This is a genomic window from Truepera radiovictrix DSM 17093 (genome assembly GCF_000092425.1).
GTDB classification, from domain to species: Bacteria; Deinococcota; Deinococci; order Deinococcales; family Trueperaceae; genus Truepera; species Truepera radiovictrix.
The window spans coordinates 1112940-1131476 of the sequence record NC_014221.1 but is presented as its reverse complement, the minus strand read 5'-3'; the positions used below and the strand labels follow the sequence as shown (position 1 = coordinate 1131476).

Annotated in this window: 14 protein-coding genes and 1 pseudogene; 8 read left to right on the top strand and 7 right to left on the bottom strand. The window is 67.4% G+C overall.

Features of this window, described 5'->3' with window-relative positions:
• Positions 1-77: 77 nt before the first annotated feature.
• The 3 genes from fusA to rpsL form a co-directional block, all read right to left on the bottom strand.
• Positions 78-2150, bottom strand: a complete 2073-nt coding sequence (gene fusA / locus TRAD_RS05165) for an elongation factor G (RefSeq protein ID WP_013177533.1) — start codon at positions 2148-2150, stop codon at positions 78-80.
• A 172-nt stretch (positions 2151-2322) separates the two neighbouring features.
• Positions 2323-2793, bottom strand: coding sequence for a 30S ribosomal protein S7 (gene rpsG, locus TRAD_RS05160; RefSeq protein WP_013177532.1), 471 nt, complete (start codon positions 2791-2793; stop codon positions 2323-2325).
• 8 nt (positions 2794-2801) lie between these two features.
• Positions 2802-3191 carry a 30S ribosomal protein S12 gene (gene rpsL, locus TRAD_RS05155; RefSeq protein ID WP_083770908.1) on the bottom strand — a complete coding sequence of 130 codons (390 nt, stop codon included), beginning with the start codon at positions 3189-3191 and terminating at the stop codon, positions 2802-2804.
• A 245-nt stretch (positions 3192-3436) separates the two neighbouring features.
• On the opposite strand from rpsL, the gene TRAD_RS05150 reads away from it, so the two are divergent.
• On the top strand, positions 3437-3802 hold the full coding sequence (locus TRAD_RS05150; RefSeq protein ID WP_013177530.1) for a hypothetical protein: 366 nt from the start codon (positions 3437-3439) through the stop codon (positions 3800-3802).
• Between the two features lie 216 nt (positions 3803-4018).
• On the opposite strand, the gene TRAD_RS05145 is transcribed toward TRAD_RS05150, so the two are convergent.
• The 4 genes and pseudogenes from TRAD_RS05145 to TRAD_RS05130 form a co-directional block, all read right to left on the bottom strand.
• Entirely contained in the window at positions 4019-5971 is a 1953-nt protein-coding gene (locus tag TRAD_RS05145; protein ID WP_013177529.1) for an amylosucrase, read from the bottom strand.
• A gap of 11 nt (positions 5972-5982) precedes the next feature.
• Positions 5983-7119, bottom strand: a pseudogene (locus TRAD_RS05140) (5-(carboxyamino)imidazole ribonucleotide synthase); the annotation flags it as partial.
• Positions 7113-7631 (bottom strand): 5-(carboxyamino)imidazole ribonucleotide mutase, encoded by a 519-nt coding sequence (purE, locus tag TRAD_RS05135; protein ID WP_013177527.1) that lies wholly within the window; start codon positions 7629-7631, stop codon positions 7113-7115. The pseudogene TRAD_RS05140 and the gene purE, both read right to left, overlap by 7 nt.
• 230 nt (positions 7632-7861) lie before the next feature.
• The gene (locus tag TRAD_RS05130) at positions 7862-8932 is read right to left on the bottom strand and encodes an L-threonylcarbamoyladenylate synthase (RefSeq protein ID WP_013177526.1); all 1071 of its coding nucleotides are present in this window, start codon (positions 8930-8932) and stop codon (positions 7862-7864) included.
• A gap of 751 nt (positions 8933-9683) precedes the next feature.
• Here TRAD_RS05130 and TRAD_RS05125 point away from each other — a divergent pair.
• The 7 genes from TRAD_RS05125 to TRAD_RS16495 are packed head-to-tail and all read left to right on the top strand — an operon-like array spanning position 9684 to position 18485.
• The gene (locus TRAD_RS05125; protein WP_013177525.1) at positions 9684-10337 is read left to right on the top strand and encodes a cytochrome c3 family protein; all 654 of its coding nucleotides are present in this window, start codon (positions 9684-9686) and stop codon (positions 10335-10337) included.
• A gap of 33 nt (positions 10338-10370) precedes the next feature.
• The gene (locus tag TRAD_RS05120; RefSeq protein ID WP_013177524.1) at positions 10371-13403 is read left to right on the top strand and encodes a TAT-variant-translocated molybdopterin oxidoreductase; all 3033 of its coding nucleotides are present in this window, start codon (positions 10371-10373) and stop codon (positions 13401-13403) included.
• On the top strand, positions 13403-14827 hold the full coding sequence (gene nrfD, locus TRAD_RS05115; protein WP_013177523.1) for an NrfD/PsrC family molybdoenzyme membrane anchor subunit: 1425 nt from the start codon (positions 13403-13405) through the stop codon (positions 14825-14827). Before TRAD_RS05120 ends, nrfD begins: the two co-directional genes overlap by 1 nt.
• Positions 14827-15387: a DUF3341 domain-containing protein gene (locus TRAD_RS05110; RefSeq protein WP_013177522.1), complete on the top strand. Its 561-nt coding sequence runs from the start codon at positions 14827-14829 to the stop codon at positions 15385-15387. The genes nrfD and TRAD_RS05110 overlap by 1 nt, the downstream gene beginning before the upstream one ends.
• The gene (locus TRAD_RS05105) at positions 15384-16019 is read left to right on the top strand and encodes a c-type cytochrome (protein WP_013177521.1); all 636 of its coding nucleotides are present in this window, start codon (positions 15384-15386) and stop codon (positions 16017-16019) included. Before TRAD_RS05110 ends, TRAD_RS05105 begins: the two co-directional genes overlap by 4 nt.
• Complete coding sequence (locus tag TRAD_RS05100; protein WP_013177520.1) at positions 16016-17197, top strand: hypothetical protein; 1182 nt, start codon at positions 16016-16018, stop codon at positions 17195-17197. The genes TRAD_RS05105 and TRAD_RS05100 overlap by 4 nt, the downstream gene beginning before the upstream one ends.
• Positions 17190-18485 carry a c-type cytochrome gene (locus tag TRAD_RS16495; RefSeq protein WP_013177519.1) on the top strand — a complete coding sequence of 432 codons (1296 nt, stop codon included), beginning with the start codon at positions 17190-17192 and terminating at the stop codon, positions 18483-18485. Before TRAD_RS05100 ends, TRAD_RS16495 begins: the two co-directional genes overlap by 8 nt.
• Positions 18486-18537 lie beyond the last annotated feature (52 nt).

Genomic DNA, 18537 nt, shown 5'->3' with positions numbered 1-18537 from the left:
ACCTGCCCCAACCGTTTGCCACGCGTCTAGGCGCAAGCGAAGCGGCGCCCCGAAGGCGCCGCTCGGCACCCTTACGCTCACTTCTTGACGAGTTCGTCCTGGATGTTGCGCGGCACCTGCGCGTAGTGGTCGAGCACCATCGTAAAGGTCGCGCGACCTTGGGTCAGGCTGCGCAGATCGGTCGCGTAACCGAACATCTCCGAGAGCGGCACGTGGGCGTTGACCACCTGCGCGTTCCCGCGCGGCTGCATCCCTTGAATCTGACCGCGCCTCGAGTTCAGGCTGCCGATGACGTCACCCATGTACTGCTCGGGGGTCACGACCTCGACGCGCATGATGGGTTCTAAAATCGCCGCGCCGCCCTTGGCCATCGCCTCTTTGATCGCCATCGAGGCGGCGATCTTAAAGGCCATCTCGGACGAGTCGACCTCGTGGTACGACCCGTCGTAGAGGGTCACTTTCATGTCGACGATGGGGAAGCCGAGCAGGGGACCGTTTTGCATCGCCTCTTCGATCCCTTTCTGCACGGCCGGGATGTACTCTTTGGGGATGACCCCACCGACGATGGCGTTCTCGAATTCGAAACCGGCGCCGCGCTCGAGGGGTTCGGCCTTGATCTTGACGTCCCCGTACTGACCACGCCCCCCCGACTGGCGCACGAACTTGCCCTGCACGTCGACGGGTTTGGTGATGGTCTCGCGGTAGGCGACCTGCGGCGCGCCAACAGTGGCGTTCACGCCGAATTCGCGCTTGAGGCGGTCGACGATGATCTCCAGGTGCAGCTCGCCCATCCCCGAGATCGTCGTCTGGCCAGTTTCCGGGTCCGACTCGACGCGAAACGTCGGGTCCTCCTCGGCGAGCTTGACCATGCCGTTGGCGAGCTTGTCCTGGTCGGCCTTCGACGAGGGTTCGATGGCCACCGTGATGACCGGTTCGGGAAACTCCATGCGCTCTAAGACGATGGGGTGGTCCGGGTCGGCGAGCGTGTCGCCCGTCGTGGTGTCTTTAAGGCCGATGACCGCGCCCAAGTCGCCGGCGCCGATGCGCTCGACCTCCTCGCGGGAGTTCGCGTGCATCTTCAGGAGGCGGCCGACGCGCTCCTTTTTACCCTTGGAGACGTTCCAGACGTACGAACCCGACTCGAGCACGCCCGAGTAGACGCGGATAAAGGTAAGGCGCCCGACGTAAGGGTCGGTCATGATCTTGAAAGCCAACGCTGCCGTCGGCGCGTCCTCGTCGGCAGGGCGGCTGTCCTCCTGCTCGGTGCCGGGGATCACGCCCTTGATCGGGGGGACGTCTAGGGGGCTCGGCAGATAGAGCGTGACGGCGTCTAGAAGGCGCTGCACCCCCTTGTTTTTGAGCGCCGAACCGCAGAGTACGGGGAAGTGCTTGAGCCCTACCGTCCCCTCGCGGATCGCGTTGTGGATGAGCTCGCTCGGGATCTCCTCGCCCTCGAGGTAGAGCATCGCCAGGTCGTCGGAGATGTCGGCGAGCTTTTCGAGCATGAGGTTGCGCTTCTCCTCGGCGAGCTCGGCGTACTCGGCCGGGATGTCGCTCTCCTCGATCTTCTGCCCCAAGTCGTCGAGGTAGGTGTACGCGCGCATCTCGACGAGGTCGATAATGCCCTTGAAAGCGTCCTCCTGCCCCATCGGCCACTGCACCGGCACGGCGTTGGCGCCGAGGCGCTCTTGCATGGAGTCCAACACGAGCTGAAAGTCGGCGCCCGTCTTGTCCATCTTGTTGGCGAACGCCAGGCGCGGCACGCGGTACTTGTCGGCTTGGCGCCAGACGGTCTCCGACTGCGGCTCGACCCCTTGCGAGGCGTCGAAGACCGCTACGGCCGCGTCGAGCACGCGCATGGAGCGCTCGACCTCCATGGTGAAGTCCACGTGGCCGGGGGTGTCGATGATGTTGATACGGGTGTCTTTCCAGAACGCCTGCGTTACCGCCGAGGTGATGGTGATACCGCGCTCGCGCTCCTGCTCCATCCAGTCCATCGTGGCCGCACCCTCGTGGACCTCGCCGGTCTTGTGGATGCGCCCCGTAAAGAACAAGATGCGCTCGGTCAGGGTCGTTTTACCGGCGTCGATGTGCGCGGCGATCCCGATGTTGCGCGTTTTTTTCAGGTCGATGCCCGTTTTTGTTGCCATACTCTCTCCTGGGTCTTCCCTGCGCCCCTTGAAGCGCTGCTTCAAGGGGCGGCTGCAGCGCGCGTCCGCGTCCTTGCCACCAAGCGAAGCTCGGCGTCACAGACGCTTTTAGGCTGACTTGCGCCTCTGCCACTAAGCAAAGCTTAGCGTCATAGACGCTTTCAGCTCATTCCTACCAGCGGTAGTGGGCGTACGCGCGGTTCGCCTCGGCCATCCGCTCGACGTCGTCTTTTTTCTTTACGGCGCCGCCGCGTCCGGCTGCAGCGTCTAGCAGTTCACCGGCGACGCGCTCGACTGCCGTGCGCTCGGGGCGGGCGTTCGAGGCGGCCACGAGCCAACGCAGCGCGAGCGACTGCGCGCGGCGCGGCGGCACCTCGACGGGCACCTGATAGGTCGCCCCACCGACGCGGCGGCTTTTGACCTCGATGCGGGGGCGGACGTTGTCGAGCCCCTGGCGGAACACCTTAAGGGGCTCCTGACCGCTGCGGTCTTGGATCAACCGGCAAGCGCCGTAGAAAATCCGGCTGGCTAAGTTTTTCTTGCCGTCGCGCATCAGTTTGTTGATAAACGCGGTGACGGTGGTGTCGCTGTAGACCAGGTCGGGCTCGAGCCGACGGACCTCTGCTCTTCTTCTGCGTCCCATCTTGACTCCTACTTCTTCGGCTTTTTCGTGCCGTACTTGCTGCGGCCCTGGTTGCGCTGTACGTAACGGCCGACACCGACACCTTGAGCGTCAAGCGCGCCACGGACGATGTGGTAACGCACCCCGGGCAGGTCCTTGACGCGCCCCCCGCGAATCAGCACCACCGAGTGCTCCTGCAGGTTGTGCTTTTCGCCGGGGATGTACGCGGTCACTTCGGCGCCGTGCGAAAGCCGCACACGCGCGATTTTGCGGAGCGCCGAGTTGGGCTTTTTGGGGGTCTGCGTCTTAACCACCGTGCAGACGCCGCGGCGCTGCGGGCTCCCCTTAAGCGCCGGCACTTTGTTTTTCTTCGGCAGGGCTTTGCGCCCTTTGCGCAAGAGTTGGTTAACGGTTGGCAGCGCGATCACTCCTTACTCAAGTTGCTGGCGCGGGGCGCAGCAGCGGGGGCAGGGCCCACTTCGAGATCCTTTAGGCTGGGTCTTACGTAGATAAACGCACGACGAAGCCGCTCCCTGACCCAACGCTGCGGGCCGGGGAGTGCAAACTTGCTTAGTATACTGGAGCCCCACGCCAAAACGCAAGGCCCGGCGCGTCCACGCGCGTCTTAAGGCAAGCTTCAGGCTAGGCGCTTAGCCTAGGGGTGATGACGCCTTCTCGTACGCTTCTACTCTCCGCAACCCTCTTTCTTCTCGGGGGCGGGCTCCTTGTCGCTTCAGCCGAGGGGCGCGGGCTGCCGCCCTTTGTGGTCGGTCTCGTCGTGGGCCTGGGCGCCCTCGGGGTACGTCTGACAGAACACCAGCCCGTCGGCCTCGACGCCACGCAGGAGGTGTGCCTCGCCTCGCTGATCCGCGAAGGGCAAACCCTCCAGGCCGTCCGGCGCCTCCAGAGCCTCGGCGACAACGACGTTAAGACCGCCTACCGCTACGTGCGCCGCCTCGAGCGCCGCGAACGCCGCCTCCAAGAGCCTGGCGCGCGCGACGCGGCGGACCAGGAGCTGTGGTGGGCGTAGCGGGTCGCGGCGCCCCGGGATGTAGCTCACGCGCTCTCAAAGACCCCTTGGCGCCGCTCGCCAAGGGGTTTTCGCTACACGTCTGAGTAGACGCGCACTCGCAAATGCTGCCCCAAGGCGCGTTCTGGAGGGTCGCCGAGCGCGACGTGCTCCTCGGGCGACCGCCTCACGCGACGCTGAGGGCGGCGAGCGCGACGGGGGCCGCTTCTGCGCGCCTCAAGCGGGCGGCGTCTGCACCAACCAGCGGCGCCCGTAAGGGGGCAGAGGCAGCGGCCCGGTTGCGACGCGCGCGCCGGTGATCAGGTCGTAGGGCGCGTCGAGGCCGTGGGCGCTCAGCAGGCCGACATCCGCTTCCTGCGGCCGCTCGCTAAAGTTGTAGACGCATAGCAGCGTGCCCAGAGGGTGCGGCCGCGCGTAGGCGAAGAGGTGGGGGTGGTAGGTCTCGGCGATCTCCGCTTGGTAGGCGGCGTGGAGCTGCGGCGTCCGCGCGCGGACGCCGATGAGGTGCTGCACCCCGCCGAAAAGCCGCGCCTCGAGGCTCCCCGCCTCGCGCCGCCGCGCCGCCTTGGCCCAATCCATGTAGGGCCGGTGCAGCCAGCGGTTGTCACCCGCCGTCTCCGGGTGCTGCGTGTAGCTGTAGTCGTTTAGCAGCCCCAGCTCATCGCCCATGTATAGGAGCGGCGTACCGCCAAAGCCCAGCATGAGAGCGTAGCCGAGCAAAATGCGCTCGAGGCTGAGGGCGATCTCGTCGGGGTCGCCCTGCTCCAAAGCCCGCTCGAGCCCCGCTAAGCTGGCAAACGTCCCCGAGATGCGCCGGTCCTGGGTCTCGGGGTTAAACTGAAACACCTCGCCGACGGCAAACGACCCGGGAAAGTGTCCCGCGTAGAAGTCCGACAAAAAGGCCCGGTGCAGGTGGCCGTCTAACCCCACCGCCGCCGCGTCCTCGTCGGTCACCGCCCAACCGATGTCGTCGTGGCAGCGGATGTAGGTCGCCCAAGCGGTCGTCGGGGGGATGCGCGGAAAGTTCTTGAGGACGTAGGTCATAAGGCGCGTGTCGCGGCTCGCCAGAGCCGACCAGAACTGCACCATGAGCGAGTTGTGATAGGCCAGGTTGGACGCCTTGCCGAAGCCTTTGCCCGTACCGAAGTAGCGGATGAGCTGCTGCGGTGAGACGATGGCCTCGGCTTTGTGCAGCGTCGCGGACGCAGCAATGCGCGAGCAGGCGCGCAGCGCCTGGAGGATCTCGTGCACCTCGGGTTGGTTTTGGCAGTCGGTACCGAGCCGCTTCCACATAAAGGCGACGGCGTCGAGCCGAAAGACCTCAACCCCTTTGTTGGCGAGCTGCAGCAGGGTGTCGGTGATCGCCAGGAAGACCTCGGGGTTGGTGTAGTTGAGGTCCCACTGGTAGCGGTGAAAGGTCGTCCAGACCCACCCCAGCTCGGGGACGAAGGAGAAGTTGCCGGGGGCAAAGTCCGGAAACACCTCGGGGAGCGTCCGCTCGAAGGCGTCGGGGAGGGTGCGGTCGGGGAAGACGTAGAAGAAGTCGCGGTAGAAGGGGTCGCCCGCGCGCGCCCGCTCGGCCCACGGGTGCGTGTCGGCGCAGTGGTTGAGCACGAAGTCGAGGCAGAGGCTGATGCCTTCGCTGCGGAGCCGCGCGCAGAGCCGCTCCAAGTCCTCTAGGGTCCCGAGCTGCGGCTGCACGTCGAGGTAGTCGGCGACCGCGTAACCGCCGTCGTTTTCGCCCTCGCGCGTCTTGATGACCGACATCAGGTGCAGGTACGTGACCCTGAGCTCTTTGAGGTAGTCGAGGTGCGCCTCGACCCCTTTAAGGGTGCCCGCAAAGCGCTCCGCGTAGGCGACGTAACCGACTACCCCTTCGCGCTGAAACCAGTCGGGGGTGAGGTCGCGCTCGAGGTCGAGCGCTTTGAGCTTTTCCGGGCGCGCCGCGTAGGCGCGGGCGAGCAGCTGCACGAGCCGCCCGAGCAGCTCCGCGAAGTCGTCTCGAGCCCCGTAGAGGGGCACGAGGGCCTCGTAGAGGTTCTCGAACTGCCGCACCAAGCGGAGCTGAAAGAGCTGCCGGTCGGCGGGCGCCAGGATCGCCTCGGCGAGCGGCCAGAGGCGCTCAACGTGCGCGCGCGCCTCGGGGGAGAGAAGGCGGAGGTTCTGCACACCCCGTTATATCAGGCGCCCGTCAAGGCCGCCCGCGCCGCCAGCACCCGCTCCCGCGCCGCTGCGGGCGTCGCGGCGAGCGCCGTGAGGTGCCCCATCTTGCGCCCCGGGCGCGCCTCGCGCTTGCCGTAGAGGTGCAGGTGAACGTCGGGGAAAGCGAGCGCGGCCGCCCAGTCCGGTTCACCACCCGCCCAGAGGTCGCCCAGAAGGTTGGCCATCGCGGCGGGTCGCACGGGCGCCGATGGCATGAGGGGCAACCCGCAGACCGCGCGCAGCTGCGCCTCGAACTGGCTCACGGCGCACGCCTCGATCGTCAGGTGCCCCGAGTTGTGGGGCCGCGGCGCCAACTCGTTGATTAAAAGCTCCCCCGCCGCAGTCAGGAAAAACTCCACGCAGGCCACCCCGACGAGCTCGAGCGCCTCGAAGACCTCGCGGGTGAGCGCTACAGCGGTCTCGGCGACCTCGGCGCTCACCTCGGCGGGGGCCGAGGTGACGTCGAGGATGTGCCGGTGATGCCGGTTTTCCAGCACCCCGTAGTGCATAAAGCCCCTCTCGTGGCGCGCCGCTATGACCGACACCTCGCGCTCGAAGGGGACAAAGGCCTCTAACACGTACGTGTCGGCACCCAACGCGGCAAAGGCCGCTTCGGCCTCGCGGCGCGTCTGCACGGTGCGCTGCCCCTTGCCGTCGTAACCGAAACCCGCCGTTTTCAGCACGGCCGGGGTTCCGAGTTCGCGCAGCGCGAGGTCGAGGTCGGCAGCCGCGCGGATCACGCGAAAGGGCGCGTGCGGCAGCCCGCGCTTGGCCCAGAACTGCTTTTCGCGCAGGCGGTTTTGCGCGGTGTAGAGCGCCCGCCAACCGGGGCGGACGGGGGCGTAGGTGGCGGCGGCCTCGAGCGCCGTGGCGGGGACGTTTTCAAACTCGAGCGTGACCACGTCGACCGCTCGGGCAAAAGCGGCGACGCGGTCGAGGTCGGTGTAGGGCGCCGCGACCTCCTCGTCGGCCACCTCGCCAGCAGGCGTCGCGGTGTCCGGCGAGTAGACGTGCACGCGGTAGCCCATCCTTTTAGCGACCAGGGCCAACATGCGGCCGAGCTGACCGCTCCCGAGGATCCCGAGGGTCGCCCCCGGTAGCAGCGGCGTCACGCGCCCTCCGGCGGCAGCGTGGCGGCCGCGACGCGCTCGGTCTGCTCCCGGCGGAAGCGCTCGAGGCGCGCCCGGAGCGCCGGGCGGCTGTTGGCGAGGATCGCCACGGCCAAGAGCGCCGCGTTCACCGCCCCCGCCCGGCCGATCGCGAGGGTGCCGACGGGGACGCCGGCGGGCATCTGCACGATAGACAAGAGCGAGTCGACGCCCCGAAGCGCCCGGCTCTCGACGGGCACCCCGAGCACGGGGAGGCTCGTCCCCGCCGCGACCATCCCCGGCAGGTGAGCCGCCCCCCCCGCCCCCGCGATGATGACCTCGAAGCCGCGCGCCGCCGCGCTCTCACTAAAGGCTGCCAGCTTCGCCGGGGTGCGGTGCGCCGAGACGACCTCGCAGAGGTGCGGCACCTCGAACTGCCCCAGGGTCGCCGCGGCGTGCCGCATCGTCTCCCAGTCCGAGGTGCTGCCCATGATGACGGCGACGAGGGGGGTAGGGTGTTGCGGTGGAGGCTGGTCCATGGCGTTCCTCTCGAGTCCGACACTTGTCGGCTGGCGGTCGTACCTAGCGGTGTTGGGGGGCGCTAGCGTTCAGCGATCCGGCGCCGCGCCCCAAGTCGCGCCCCCCGAGTCACATAGGTTACCGGCAGCGGCTACACGGGGCCAACCTCCCACGACCCCCTGGGGTGGGCGCTGCCGGCCGACCTCACGGTTCACCGCGGCAAGCAGCCACCAGAACTCGCCAGCGACCGCTATTCGGGGACGTTTGGGGAGGCAGCGGGCGCCGTGGCGCGCCGCAAGCGGTCGGCGACTGCTGCCCACTCGGGCGTCGGCGGCGGCGCCTCGACGAGCAGCAGCGCGCACCCTAGCGCGTCGAGCTCGCGTAGCGCGGCGTAGAGGAGGCGCCCGTAGTCGGCCGGGGTCTCGGGGAGGACCCGCCAGCGGCGCAGCGCGCGCGCCGCTGCGCCCAGCGGCGGCTGCGGCCGCCGCGCCAGCACCGCTACCTCACCCACTCCCCCCGCTCGCGGGTGCCGCGCCCAGTAGGCGGCCAAGTCGGCGGCCGCGTCCTCGGTGAGGCGCGCCGGGGTCGCTGGGGCGTAGTGGCTTGCCAGGGACCCAGAGACGCGCGGCGTCGGCGCGCCGCGCCGCGTCCCGGCGCCCGGTTGCACCGCGTCCTCGATCTCCAGCCCCAGCGCGCGCGCGACCTCCTGCAGCGCCCCGAGCGCGATCCCCCCCGGCCGCAGGAGCCGCGGCGCTCCCTCGGCGTCCCCCACACGGCTCACATCGAGGATGGTGGACTCGAGCCCCACCGCACAGGGGCCGCCGTCGAGCACCAGAACCGCGTCCCCCAACTCCGCGCGGACGTGCTCGGCCGTGGTCGGCGAGATGCGGCCGAAGCGGTTGGCCGAGGGCGCCGCCACCCCACCCCCGAAGGCGTCGAGCAGCGCGAGCGCCACCGGATGCCCCGGCACGCGCAGCCCTACGGTCGCCTGCGCACCCGTCACCGCGTCCAGCACCGATGGGTGCCGCTGCAACACGAGCGTGAGCGGCCCCGGCCAGAAGCGCTCGGCGAGCGCGTAGGCGAGCTCCGGCACCGCTACCGCCCACGCCTCTAGGTGCGCAGCCGAGGGCAGGTGCACGATCACAGGGTGATCCGCCGGGCGCCCCTTGATCCGGAAGATCTCGCGCACGGCCGCCTCGTTGCGCGCGTCGGCCCCGAGACCGTACACGGTTTCGGTCGGGAAAGCGACCAGACGCCCCTGGCGAAGCGCCTCTGCTGCCTCGGTGAGGTGCTGCGGTGAAACTGGGTGTGTACGAGCCAAAGCCGTTTCGTGTCTCCCCTGGCGTCCGCAGACGCAGCGACGAGGACCAAAACCCCGCGCCTCCAGAAAGTATAAACGGCTCGGTCGCTGCACCGCTAAAGCTGGCGTCGCAACGCGCCCAGTCGATGCGCCGCCGCCGACAAACGCGTCAGCGACGCTGCGACGCCGAGGCTCTCACGGCGCTTAGAGGGACGTTAGCCCTTGATGTGAAATGATGTGTAACGTAAACTCCGTAGAACATTCTGCGGACCTCATTGTCCCCCGTTGAGGTCGGATTTATACCGTTCTAGACGCACAGGACAAATGTCCCGTCAGGGCTTTTTGGGCCGTGTGATACCTTTAATGTGGCCTCGTCTAGACGCAGGGTGCGAGCGGTAGGGTGCTGGGGCTTTGGGGCTCGGCACCCTACGGGCGCAGGCTTTGGAAGCTTCCACTCGGCAGCGCTCTTGGCGTGACCGCCGCTCTTCAAAGGAGGTACGTGGTTGTCGGGATCGTTTCATGTAGAACCCTCGTGGCTACCCCGGCCGGGGTCGGGTCGGCTCACCGTCGCCCAGCGGGGCTTTTTGGGGGGCCGGCGTCGGCACCGGTATATCGGCCTCGGCTCACGAACCGGTTCGCGCTAGTGAAAGGTGCCTATTTTGTGACGTCGCTATTCGTTCGCCACCGCCGGGTTCGCGTCTCTCACGGCTACGCGCTGCGCCAAGCACGGTCTTGCGCCCGCAGCGCGCGCTGCGTTTAAGAGGAACCGCTGATGCCACAGATTCTCCCCCCGAACGCCAACACCTTCGCCCGCTGGACGATTATCGGAGGTGTTATCTTCGTCATCTTGCTGGTCATCTCACTGACCGCCTTCGCGCGCATTTCCCGAAACCGCGTGGGGGTACCCGTGGCGCAACCGGTCGGGTTTCAGCACTCGCTGCACGCCGGCGAGCTCGGTATCGACTGCCGCTACTGCCACAACGTCGTCGAGGTCTCGGCCTACTCGCACGTCCCGCCCACTGAGGTCTGCATGACCTGCCACTCGCAGATCCGCGTCGGTACGCCGCAGCTCGCCGCCGTGTACGAAAGCTGGGAGACGGGGACGCCTATTGCCTGGAACAGGGTGCACAAACTCGCCGACTTCGTCTACTTCAACCATAGCGCTCACATCAATAGCGGCATCGGCTGCAACCACTGCCACGGCCGCGTCGACCAGATGTCGGCGATCTGGAAAGCGGAGCCGATGACGATGGGGTGGTGCTTGGAGTGCCACCGCAACCCCGCTCGCTACGTCCGCCCGCGCGAAGAGGTCTTTAACCTCGCCTACGAATACCCGGCCAATCAGCTCGAGATCGGCGCCCAGCTGGTCGAGGCGTACAACATCAACGCCGACGCCCTCGCCAACTGCTCGATCTGCCACCGGTAGGACACGATGACGAAAGGTGCCGCACCGCAAACTATGGATGCCACAAGCGCTACGCCGACTCCCAGCGACGCCCAGACGACCCGCCTCGACCTGCAAGACATTCGCGCTCGGCTCGCCGAGAAGCGCGGCCAGGCCTACTGGCGCAGCCTCGAGGAGCTCGCCGAAACGCCCGAGTTCGAGGAGTTTTTGCATAAGGAGTTCCCGCGTCAGGCGGCGCCCATGCTCTCCGCCGTCGACCGCCGCGGTTTTATCAAGCTGCTCGGCGCCTCGTTGGCGCTCGCCGGGCTCACCTCGTGCGTCCGCCCCTACCAGCAGGAGAAGATCCTCCCCTACGTGCGCGCCCCCGAGGAGCTCATCCCGGGTGTACCCAACTTTTACGCGAGCGCGCTGACCGAGGGCGGTTACGCCAAAGGCGTGCTCGTCGAGAGCCACCAGGGGCGCCCCACCAAGATCGAGGGCAACCCCGACCACCCCGCGAGCCTCGGCGCCACGGACGCCCAGATGCAGGCGGCGACGCTCGCGCTCTACGACCCCGATCGCTCCCAAGTCGTGCGCAACGTGGGCAACGCGACCACCTTCAGCGCCTTTGTCGAGGCCGCGACGGCGGCACTTAACGGGCTCCAAGGGGGCGCGGGCCTGCACATCCTGACCGAAACCGTGACCTCACCGACGCTCGCGCGGCAGCTCGCGCAGCTTCTGCAGCGCTACCCGCAGGCGCAGTGGCACCAGTTCGACCCGCTGTGGAGCGCGGGCGCTTTCGAGGGTGCGCGGCTCGCTTTCGGCGAGGACGTCGCCGTCCGCTACGACTTCGCCGAGGCCGACGTGATCCTGTCGCTCGACGCCGACTTTTTGGGCGAAGGCCCTGGCAAGCTCGCCTACAGCCGCGCGTTCTCCGACCGGCGGCGGGTGCATAGCGCAGAGGACACCATGAACCGGCTCTACGTCGTCGAGGGCGTGCCGACGATCACGGGGGGCATGGCCGACCACCGCTTGGCGCTCCGCCCGAGCCGCGTCGAGGCGCTCGCGCGCGCGCTCGCGGCGCGCCTCGGGGTGGCGGGGGTGAGCGGCGAGCTCCCCGAAGGGGTCCCCGAAGCGTGGTTCGAGGCCGTTGTAGAGGACCTGCAAAACGCCGGCGGCCGCTGCGTGGTCGTCCCCGGCGACGCTCAGGGGGCGGCCGTGCACGTCCTCGCGCACGCGATCAACGCCGCTTTGGGAAGCGTCGGGACGACGGTCTTTTACACCGACCCCGTCGTCGCGCGCCCCGAAAACCAGCTCACCTCGCTGCAGGGTCTTGTGGAAAGGATGCGCGCGGGCAGCGTACAAGCGCTCCTGATCTTGGGGGGGAACCCGGTCTACACCGCCCCCAGCGAGCTCGGTTTCGCCGAGGCGCTCGCCAACGTCCCCTTTAGCGCGCACCTCAGCCTCTACTTCGACGAGACCTCGGCCCGCACCACCTGGCACGTCCCCATGACGCACGAGCTCGAGGCCTGGAGCGACGCGCGCGCCTTCGACGGCACCGCGAGCATCATGCAACCCCTGATCGAGCCCTTTTACAACGGCGTCTCGCCGCACGAGCTGCTCGCCGCGCTCCTCGGCGACCCCGAGGCCACCGCCTACGCCGTGGTGCGGGCGACCTACGAACCGCTCGCCGAAGGGGGGGTCGACAGCTTCTGGCGTCAGACGGTCTACGCGGGGGTGATTAACGGCACCCGCCTCGAGCCCAAAGAGGTCAGCTTCCGAGCGGGCGCGCTGCAAGAGCTCCCCGCCGCGGCCCCCGTCGAGGGCCTCGAGCTCGCCTTTAGGCTCGATCCGAACGTCCTCGACGGCCGCTACGCGAACAACGGCTGGCTGCAGGAGCTGCCCAAACCCTTCTCCAAACTCACCTGGGACAACGCCGCTTTGGTCGCCCCCGCGCTCGCCGAACGCCAGCGCCTCTCGAATGGCGACCTCATCACGCTCGGGGTCGACGGGCGCAGCCTCGAGGTGCCCATCTGGATCATGCCCGGCCAGGCGGACGGCCTCGTGGTGCTGCACCTAGGCTACGGCCGCGAGTACGCCGGGCGCATCGGCAACGGCGCGGGTTTTAACAGCTACCTCCTGCGCACCTCCGCCGGGCTCTGGCACACCGGCAACGTCCAGCTGAGCCGCGCTCGAGGGAGCTACCGGCTCGTGAGCACCGCTTTGCACCACGCGCTCGACACCGACGGGGTGCGCAACCGCCACATCATCCGCCACGGCACCTTGGAGGAGCTCAAAGCCGAACCCGAGCACCCGCACTTCGTGCACCCGGTCGCGCACCACGCGTCCGACCTCTACCCCGACTGGACCTACGAGGGCCGGGCGTGGGCGATGGTCGTCGACATGAACGTCTGCACCGGTTGCAACGCCTGCATCACGGCCTGCCAAGCGGAGAACAACATCCCGATCGTCGGCAAACGCGAGGTCGGCGTCGGCCGCGAGATGCACTGGATCCGCGTCGACGCCTACTTCGGCGGTTCGGTCGACGACCCCGAGTTCTACCACCAGCCGATGATGTGCCAGCACTGCGAAAAAGCCCCCTGCGAACCCGTCTGTCCGGTCGCCGCGACCGTCCACGACCACGAGGGGCTTAACGTGATGGTCTACAACCGCTGCGTCGGCACCCGCTACTGCTCGAACAACTGCCCCTACAAGGTGCGCCGCTTTAACTTCTTGCAGTACGCCGAGCTCGACGAAAACAGCCTCGCGATGCTCGCCAACCCCAACGTCACCGTGCGCAGCCGCGGTGTGATGGAAAAGTGCACCTACTGCTTGCAGCGCATCAAAGCGGCGACCATCCGCGCCGGTAACGAAAACCGCCCCGTGCGCGACGGCGAGATCGTCACCGCCTGCGAGGCCGCCTGCCCAACCAACGCCATCGTCTTCGGCGACATGAACGATCCCGAAAGCCGCGTGGCGCAGCTTCGGGGGTCGGTGCTGAACTACAGCCTCTTGGACGAACTCAACACGCACCCGCGCACCACCTACCTCGCGAAGCTCACGAACCCCCACCCGGCACTTTCCGAGCGCGCTACAGGAGCACACTGATGGCCGTACGCAGAGGGATTCAGGAGACAAACCGCGTCATCGCCCCCGGGCAGACGTACGCCGGCGTCGACGACAGGGTCAACCGGCCCATCTTGCAAAACCTCACCCGCTCCCCCATCTGGTGGTTTTTGGGGTTCGGGGTCGGGTTCTTTTTCCTCATGGTCTACCTCTACTCGGTGACCACCCTGATCATCCGCGGGGTCGGCATCTTCGGGAACAACGTCCCCGTCGCCTGGGCGATGCCGATCGTCAACTTCGTCTGGTGGATCGGGATCGGCCACGCGGGGACGCTCATCTCGGCCATCTTGCTGCTCTTCCGGCAGGACTGGCGCACCTCGATCAACCGCTTCGCCGAGGCCATGACGCTCTTTGCGGTGGTGTGCGCGGGGATGTACCCGATTCTCCACCTCGGGCGGCCGTGGCTCTTCTACTGGCTCTTCCCCTACCCCAACACCTACGGGATGTGGCCGCAGTTTAGGAGCCCGCTCGACTGGGACGTGTTCGCTATCTCGACCTACGCTTCGGTCTCGGCGCTCTTCTGGTTTATCGGGCTGGTGCCCGACCTCGCGACGCTGCGCGACCGGGCGCAAAACCGCTTCGTCAAACTTTTCTACGGCACCCTGGCGCTCGGCTGGCGCGGTTCGGCGAAGCACTGGCAGCGCTATCAGCGCGCCTACTTGCTGCTCGCGGCGCTCTCCACGCCGCTCGTGCTCTCGGTCCACTCGACCATCGCCCTCGACTTCGCCTACTCGCAGGTGCCGGGGTGGAACAACACCATCATGCCCCCCTACTTCGTCGCGGGGGCGGTGTTCGCCGGGTTCGCGATGGTGCTCATTTTGGCCATCCCGCTGCGCTACGCTTTCGGGCTGCAAAACCTGATCACCAAAAAGCACCTCGACAACTGCGCCAAGGTGATGCTGGCCACCGGCATGATCGTCGTCTACGGCTACATCATCGAGCTCTTTATCGCCTGGTACTCGGGGGTCGAGTTCGAGCGCTACATGGCCTACAACCGCCTCTTCGGCGATTTCGCCTGGGCCTTCTGGGCGCTGATTCTCTGCAACGCCGTGGCGATTCAGCCGCTCTGGTCGCGGCGGGTGCGGCAGTCGCAGGTGGCGCTCTTTATCATCTCGCTGATCGTCTCGGTAGGGATGTGGCTCGAGCGCTACGTCATCGTCATCGTCACCTTGATGCGCGACTTTCTGCCCTCGTCGTGGGGCAACTACTACCCCACGGTCTTCGACTGGTCGCTCTTTATCGGTTCGATGGGGCTTTTCCTGACGCTCTGGTTCGTCTTTATCCGCCTGCTGCCGACCGTGGCCACGTCTGAAATCAAGGAGCTCGTGCACCACGACATGCACCACTCGGGGCACGACGACGACCACGACGCCCCCACCCACCGCGCGCAACCGGAGGTAAGCTAATGGCCCACGCCGTCCCTGCGGCCACCGCCGAGCCCGAGCTCTACGGGTTGGTCGCCGAGTTCGAAACCCCCGAGGCGCTTCTCGAGGCGGCCAACGCGGCGCGTGAGGAGGGCTACACCAAGATGGACGCCTACACCCCCTTCCCCGTCACCGGCCTCGACGAGGCGCTCGGGATGAGCAACACCCGCTTGGGCTGGGTGGTGCTGATCATGGGGCTTTTGGGGGGCGCTTCGGCCTTCTTCATGCAGTGGTTTGCGCAGGTCGTCCACTACCCCCTTAACATCGGCGGCCGCCCGCTCAACGCCTGGCCCAACTACATCGTCATCACCTTCGAGGTCACCGTGCTCCTGTCGGCCTTTACCGCCGGGCTCTTTATGCTGGCCCGCAACGGTCTCCCCCGCCCCTACCACCCGATCTTCAACACCCCCAACTTCGAGGCGGCGACCCGCGACCGCTTCTTTCTCTGCATCGAGGCGAGCGACCCGGAGTTCGATCTGGGGCTGACCGCGCGCTTTCTCGAAAAGCTCGGGCCGGTGCGCGTCTCCGAGGTCGAAGCGTGACGCCCCTTTTAAGGCGCGCGCGGCTGCTCCCCCTCATTGCCGCGCTCCTCTTAAGCGGCTGCGGGCGCAACATGTACGACCAGGCCCGCTACGAGTCCTACGAACCCTCGTCGCTCTTCGCCGACGGCACCTCCGCCCGCCCCATCCCCGAGGGGACCGTCTCGCGCGAACGCGGCGCTATCGCCGAGAGCTTTTTTACCGGCCAAGACGAAAACGGGCTGCTGACCGAGCTGCCGATCCCCCTCACCCAAGCGGTCCTCGAGCGCGGCCAGGAGCGCTACAACATCTACTGCGCGGTCTGCCACAACTACTCGGGCGATGGCGGCGGCATCATCGTCCAGCGCGGCTTCGTGCGGCCCGCCTCGTTCCACGAACCCCGGCTGCGCGCGGCGCCGGTCGGCTACTTCTACAACGCCATCACCAACGGCTTCGGGCGCATGTACTCGTACGCCTCGCGCATCCCCCCCGAAGACCGCTGGGCCATCTCGGCCTATATCCGGGCGCTGCAGCTTTCGCAGAGCGCGACGGTGGCCGACCTGCCCGCCGACCTACAGGCGCGGCTCCAGGCCGCCTCGAGCCACGCGCAAGGCGCACCCAGCAACACCGTGCTTACGCAAGGAGACGCGCAGTGACACACGACTTCTACGCCAAAAGCCTCGCTCGCTGGCAGCGGGCGGCGACCTCGCTCGCGGTCGTCGGCACCTTTTTGCTGCTCCTGCTGATCCCCTTTAGCGGCGGGCTCAGCGCCTTTTACCAGTCGTACCTGTTTGGTTACATCTTCTGGGTCGGGCTCTCGCTGGGCTGCTTGGCGCTGCTGATGATCCAGCACCTCGCCGGCGGCCCCTGGGGGGCGATGGTGCGCCGCTTTCTCGAGGCGGGCAGCGCTAACGTCGTCGTTATGGCGGTTCTTTTCCTCCCCCTGCTTTTCGGCATCACCAGCCTGTATCCCTGGAGCGACCCGGCATACCTCGAGGCGCACCCCATCGTCGCTGCCAAGACGCTCTACCTCAACGTGCCGGCGTTCGTCACCCGCAGCGTCATCTACTTCACGACCTGGATCATCCTGGCCCTGCTCTTCCAGCGTTGGTCGCGGCGCCAAGACGAGGGCCAGGATCTGGCGCAGCACATGCGCAACGCCGGCGCTCTAGGCATCATCCTCTACGTCGCGACGATGACCTTCGCCGCCTTTGACTGGGGGATGTCGCTGACGCCCGAGTGGTTTTCGGGGATGTACGGGGTCATCTTCATGATCGGCCAGGCGCTCTCGGCGGTGGCGCTGATGATCCTTCTGCTCGTGGCTTTTCGCCACGTCGAACCCCTCGCCACGGTCTTTACGCCGGTGCGGCTGCAGGACTTCGGCAACTTCCTGATGGCTTTTACCATGTTCTGGGCGTACGTCCAGGCGTCGCAGCTCATCATCCTCTGGTCGAACAACGTCGTCGAGACCAACACCTGGTACGTCACCCGACTAGCGACCGGTTGGGTGTGGGTAAGCGCGTTTTTGCTCCTTTTCCACTTCGCCGTACCCTTTTTGATCCTCTTCTCCCGCTGGGTCAAACAAAAAGCGCGCGCGCTCGTCTGGGTCGCCGCCTGGATGCTCTTTATGCGCCTCGTCGACATCTATTGGATCATCGTGCCGACCTTTAACCGCGAAGGCTTCGCCCTCCGGCTGCTCGACCTCGTCGTCGTGCTCGCGCTGGGCGGTATCTGGCTGAGCTTCTTTTTCGCGCGCCTCAAAGCCCGTTCGATCCTGCCGGCGAACGACCCGAGGCTACAACCCGAACTCGCAGGAGCTGCTGCGCATGACTAACCCCAAAAACCCCGACGACCGCCAGCCCGAGGGCGCGGACGCCGGTCAGGACACCCCACACCGCGACCTCAGCGACCTCCACCCGGGCGACAACCCGCGCGACGCGCAGGAGGAGGCCAAGGCGCTGCGGCCCAACGAGGACACGCGCGCCCAAGAGGAGCGCGACAACCTCCTCGAAAAGGAGTTTGAAGCCGAGGGTGAGCGCGAGCTCGACAAGCAGGAGCGCCAGCACCGGCCCCTCACCGACGCCGAGGACAACGCCATGGTCGACCGCGTCGAGGCGGACGCGTCCGACGAAGCGGCAAACGCCGCCGCGGCGGACGAACCCCCCCGCCCGCGCCGCGAGCCGGCGCCGCGCGACTACCTCGTCTCGGCGAACACGCTGCGCAACCTCTTTATCGCGAGCGGGATCCTCGCCGCTCTGGTCATCACGGTGATCTTGACGCTCGCCTCGTCGACCAACCGCGCGCGCTACACCCCTGCTGACAACACGCAGCACCAGCGCACGCTCGAGGAGGCCACGCAGCGCCTGGGCGCCCTCGAGCTTAACGGCGACGGCCAAACCGCCCGCATCCCCATCGAGGAGGCGATGGCGCTCCTTGCCGAGCGGGGTCTTGACGAGGTGAGCACCGCGCTCGCCGCCGCCCCGGCCGATACGGCGCCCGCCGCGGGCGCAGCGCAAGAAGGCGTCGCCGAAGCGCCGGCTGACGCGCAAGCGCCCCCAACCGCCGAGGCGCCCCCCGCCGAGGGAGCAGCCCCCGAAGCGATGGCCGAAGCGCCCGCGCAGGAGCCCCCGGCCGCGCCAGAGGCCCCGGCGGAAGCTGCGGGCGCGGGTGAGACGAGCGCCGAAGCGGCCCCTGCGGGCGGCGTTCCCGAGGTGCTCACGGCCGGTCAAGCGGCTTACGAAGCCAACTGCGCGTCGTGCCACCAGGTCAACGGCGCGGGGATCCCAGGCGCCTTCCCGCCCGTCGCCGGGCACGCCGCCTCGCTCTACAACGCCGAGGGCGGCCGCGCCTACCTCATCAACCTCCTGCTCTACGGCCTGCAGGGCGAGATTCAGGTCGAGGGGCAGACCTACAACGGCGTCATGCCCCCCTGGCAGCAGCTCTCGGACGACGACATCGCGAACATCCTCAACTACGTCGTGACCGCTTGGGACGGCAACCAGCAGCTCCAGGGCTTCACCCCCTTCGCGACCGCCGAGGTCGCCGAGCAGCGCGCCACAGCGCGCTCGAGCAACGACGTCTACGCGCTGCGCCAACAGCTCGGCCTGTCGGGGAGCGAGTAGCGCTCTTCTCCTCTCGGCTTGGCTGTGCGGGCTTCGGCCCGCTTTTTTTGTG